Here is a 4,316-nt window from a genome sequence, read left to right on the forward strand (position 1 = left end):
GGGTACCTTACGCCCAATGAGTGTGAACATTTGTACCGATATGCTGCATCGTTTTCTCGATTCTTTGTGTCTACTCTATTGACAGAGGTACAATGGGGATATCTATGTGTGGGCAGACAGTCGCGTAAGTACGGAGATTGACGGGAAGAGTTACCTTGGTTCTGTACGGTAACGAGAACACTTGTTCTTAGTATGTCCAACATGACCGACCGAAAGTCAAACCAAAAGACCAACGCCAAATAAACGCACATAATAATTAGGAAGAAATATGCTAAGCCAACCCGAAATCCCCCCGATAATCCCACGCGAACACATACGAAATTCCATATCATTAAATTTTCCGGTTGACACTTGTTAACGATTCGTGTTATATTACTTTTTGTCGATTGAGTTGCATAGTATTTTTGTAACGGCGAATTAACGAATGCCAAAACGATTAGCCTAGCGAATAATCCTACGAAGTACAACAAGAAAGACGAAGAGATAGAATCCCGAAAAACCGCGTGGTTATGCGGAAAATGTGCCGGGGTGGCGGAATTGGCAGACGCACAGGACTTAAAATCCTGCGGTAGGTGACTACCGTACCGGTTCGATCCCGGTCCTCGGCACCATGAATTGAAAGGCCTGTACATAGAGAGTTCTGGATGACAGCAGTCATTGACAGAGCTTTTTTTATTTTCAACCGTCTGGTAAGGCAGCTATCATATGCTTATATTGCTTGACTAATGGAACGGAAGGGGAGGAATCGGCTGTGGCGATACAGATTCAAGCAGACTGGGCAGCATTACTGCATGATGAGATAAGGCAGCCCTATTTCAAGCAGCTATGGGGATGGCTGAAGCAGGAATATGAGCGTACGGTGGTATATCCGCCATTTGATCTCATCTTCTCGGCGCTCCATTATACTTCTTATGCGGACACGAAAGTCGTCATCGTAGGACAAGACCCGTATCATGGGCCTGGACAGGCACATGGACTGAGCTTCTCCGTGCAGCCGGGCGTTCGAATTCCACCCTCGCTCGTGAATATGCTGAAGGAGAGTGCGAGCGATACCGGCACGACGATGCCGCAGCATGGCTGTCTTATACCTTGGGCGAAGCAGGGCGTGCTGATGCTGAATACGGTGCTGACCGTGCACCAGGGGCAAGCGGCATCCCATCGCGGCATGGGGTGGGAGCGATTTACCGATCGCATTATTCAATTGTTGAATGAGCGGGAACAGCCGCTTGTGTTCGTGCTGTGGGGATCCTTCGCCCAGGCGAAGCAATCCATGATCGATACAAGACGGCATGCAATCGTCAAAGGCCCGCATCCAAGCCCGTTGTCGGCGCACCGCGGTTTTTTTGGCAGCCGCCCGTTCTCGCAAGTTAATGAATGGCTACGCTCACGCGGAGCAACCGAGATCAATTGGCAGCTTCCTCTGGTTTCGGATATTCCGGCGGAAGATTTGCCGCAGATCGGGTAACACGCTGGATTGAACGGAAGCCCTCTGTCTGCGACGGATGCGAATCCAACGGACAGAGAGGCTTGCCTCCAGGGCGAACCGATTGAAGCTGCGATATGGGAGCAACTAACGAAGGCATTCATTATGTGTTGACAAGCTCCCTGCTCGATGATATACTTAAAATATCAATGTGTTCTGATAGCTCAGTAGGGAGAGCACCATCTTGACAGGGTGGGGGTCGGCGGTTCGAGCCCGTCTCAGAACACCATACGCATATTATCGCGTCGTATCCACGTTTGTGGGCTTTCGACTATCGTTGGACTAACAGAGGACAGTACGCAGGGTGACGTGCCTACGCTTTCGCAGGGTGGGACACTGATTCAGGCGCGAATACATACGAGGGATGCTTCTCATTCGATTCATTTCGAAGGGGAGGCGTTTTTGTTTTGGAAGAGAATAAGCGCAAAGGAAAACGAGTCAAAACGGCGCGCACGAGTAGCACTCGGGTCAACTCGCTTGATGCGCAGTTCGACCGATTTTACCACGCGAAGAGTGCGGAGAATGTGACGGATCGGACTCTTCGGAGCTATCGGGAAAATTACGCATACTTATGCGAATACCTTGACTGTACGGAATTATCCGTGACGTCCGAAACATCAACCCGGATGTTCTACGTAGGTACACTGTCTGGATGACGCGCGACAAGGTGAGATATGAGAATTGCGGTAAATTTGCGCCGGAGCCGGAGTACGTGAAGACGAAGGGATTGAAACCAACGACGGTTAACCTCCGCCTAAAGACGTTAAGAACGATGTTCAAATTTTTGGAGGAAGATGGAGTTGTATTAAAGAACCCATTCGAGGGAATAAAAAAGGTTGAAGAGGATGATGAAGGCAAAAAGATTTTGACGACAGAGGAGCTTCGCATTTTGCTGAACACGCCGAGTCGGCAGCACTATAGTGGGTTCCGCGACATAACTCTTATGTGCGTTCTCATCGATGGTTTTATGAGGATATCGGAGGCTTTATCGATCAAGAAAAGCGACATCGACTTCAATGCCGGTAAAATTACGCTGCGGGCTTCGACCACTAAAGGAAGGAAAATGCGGGTCATTCCGTTACAGAAAGAAACCGTCCGAATGCTGCGCGACCTAATTAAAGAAAATGAGGACTTCGATAGCGACTTAGTCTTTCTAACTTATTATGGTGAAGGCTTTACCGAACGCCTTCCGGCAGCGGCTTAGGGTATATGTAAAGAAAGCGAACCTTAATGTGAGAGTTCATCCGCACTTATTTAGACACACCGCCGCGACAATGGCATTAGAGAACGGGATGAGTATCCGTCACCTTCAGGAGATACTAGGCCACAAAGACTTACGAATCATACAAACATATACGCACCTATCTACGCAATCCTTAAAGAAGCAGCACGACCAGTACTCGCCTCTTAACGATGTTATCAGGAAGGCGAATAAGCCTCGTAAGGTTTTGCGATAGACATTCCCCGCGCACGCTCATAGTCGAGTCGTGCGTTTTTCTATCCTCGACATCTCCGCGCTTACAGCTTCTTCTTGTTAATCGTTGTGAACTTCTCGCGTTCTTCTGCGAGAAGCTTCTTTCGCGAAGCTCTCGAAAACTTTTTCAACGAAGTTCAGTCGGAAATTAAACGAATTTGATTCAATCGCGAACGAAGGAGAATCGAAGAGATAACGAAAGAAAAACGGAGATTTCCGCAATCTCTTCGCGCGTTAGTTTCCGAGTACATCCGACTATACTACCGTGTTTCTGTAACGAACGCGAAGCGCAAAGCTACCGAAAACTTTCTCGTTCACAATTCGTTTGTTAAGCTTTTTCGAACCCAGAAATCTCGCGGCTAAACGTTGATATAACGGGGTTTATGGGGTGTGAATAGGCGTGCATTGCTTAACGTCTTGGGATACAATAGGGTACGAAATAGGTAACGTTGGGTACCGCATTTCTCGCTTCTCATCGGCTGGAACGCGCGCACCGGACGGCCCTTCAAAAACTCACGGGAGGTGGTCGCATTACCTCGATTTTTATGCGTAAATCGTGCATAAACGGTGTATATTCGCGAGTTAGCCGGACACTATCGGACATGTGCGCGAGTCCTAATCGTTAAGAATCGTACTTTGCCTCGTCTCGCTCACTTTCTGCCTCTTCGAGTCTTCGCTCTACCTCGTCAATCCGCGACTGTACATTCGGAGGAACAACCTCGCAAACTTGATAAACTGGCTTTTCGATGACAATCGGTTCTGGCTGCGGCTGCGCTTCGATAGACTCTAAAGTACCGCGGACAAGTTCGTAATCCTCCTCGGCTTTCAACGCACGGGCTTCGGCTTCTTTTAACGCCTTTTTGACTTCGCGCAGTTCCCGTACGGTCATTTCGTCTACCAATTTGATTTCGCCAGTTGAAGGGATTGCGTGTGGTCGTTCGCGTTGCTCTGGCGGGATTGTTGCGATTTCATATAATGCCCTAAGTTCTATCTTCTCGCCTGAGACTCTTCTATCTCTACCTTTCTAAGCCATGAAGTCCACCCTCCATGTCTTTCAGCAAGTTTCTTCTCTCTCACATGCTTCAACCGTCGTCCGATCTCGAATATTGCTTCACCTGCGATTCGCTTGTACGCGTTAATCTCCGCTGTGATAACGTGGATATCCGTTGATAATTCTTGCGTCTGCTCTCGGTTGGTTATCGTCTGCATTCTTGTTCCACCCTTTCACTATTAGTAGTTAACGCATCTACAGAGTAGTTGCGATTCTATTTGAGTTATTTTGCCGAATCAAACGAATTATTCGTAGATAGAAAAATTCTATCGCTACAACCAATTCGCCAATTCCGCATAATCCAACGG

The 4,316-nt window shown here is 48.2% G+C and carries 5 protein-coding genes and 2 tRNA genes; 5 read left to right on the forward strand and 2 right to left on the reverse strand.

The window, feature by feature from the left end:
• Nucleotides 1–522: 522 nt before the first annotated feature.
• The 5 genes from PPOP_RS16805 to PPOP_RS26090 all read left to right on the forward strand — a co-directional run bounded on the left by PPOP_RS16805 (nt 523) and on the right by PPOP_RS26090 (nt 2,940).
• Nucleotides 523–611 (forward strand) — tRNA-Leu (locus PPOP_RS16805).
• A gap of 140 nt (nt 612–751) precedes the next feature.
• A complete protein-coding gene (ung, locus tag PPOP_RS16810) occupies nt 752–1,465 on the forward strand; it encodes a uracil-DNA glycosylase (RefSeq protein ID WP_006287845.1) in 714 nt (237 codons plus the stop codon).
• 171 nt (nt 1,466–1,636) lie between these two features.
• Nucleotides 1,637–1,712, forward strand: a tRNA-Val gene (locus PPOP_RS16815).
• Nucleotides 1,713–2,195: 483 nt separating this feature from the next.
• The gene (locus PPOP_RS19595; protein ID WP_159101854.1) at nt 2,196–2,687 is read left to right on the forward strand and encodes a tyrosine-type recombinase/integrase; all 492 of its coding nucleotides are present in this window, start codon (nt 2,196–2,198) and stop codon (nt 2,685–2,687) included.
• Nucleotides 2,647–2,940 carry a tyrosine-type recombinase/integrase gene (locus tag PPOP_RS26090; RefSeq protein ID WP_093471095.1) on the forward strand — a complete coding sequence of 98 codons (294 nt, stop codon included), beginning with the start codon at nt 2,647–2,649 and terminating at the stop codon, nt 2,938–2,940. The genes PPOP_RS19595 and PPOP_RS26090 overlap by 41 nt, the downstream gene beginning before the upstream one ends.
• 639 nt (nt 2,941–3,579) lie before the next feature.
• Here the strand turns inward: PPOP_RS26090 and PPOP_RS24675 are convergent.
• The gene (locus PPOP_RS24675; protein WP_052516647.1) at nt 3,580–3,858 is read right to left on the reverse strand and encodes a hypothetical protein; all 279 of its coding nucleotides are present in this window, start codon (nt 3,856–3,858) and stop codon (nt 3,580–3,582) included.
• 86 nt (nt 3,859–3,944) lie between these two features.
• Nucleotides 3,945–4,166: a DUF3102 domain-containing protein gene (locus PPOP_RS24680; protein ID WP_006287848.1), complete on the reverse strand. Its 222-nt coding sequence runs from the start codon at nt 4,164–4,166 to the stop codon at nt 3,945–3,947.
• Between the last annotated feature and the right edge of the window lie 150 nt (nt 4,167–4,316).

Source organism: Paenibacillus popilliae ATCC 14706 (assembly GCF_000315235.1).
Taxonomy (GTDB): domain Bacteria; phylum Bacillota; class Bacilli; order Paenibacillales; family Paenibacillaceae; genus Paenibacillus_B; species Paenibacillus_B popilliae.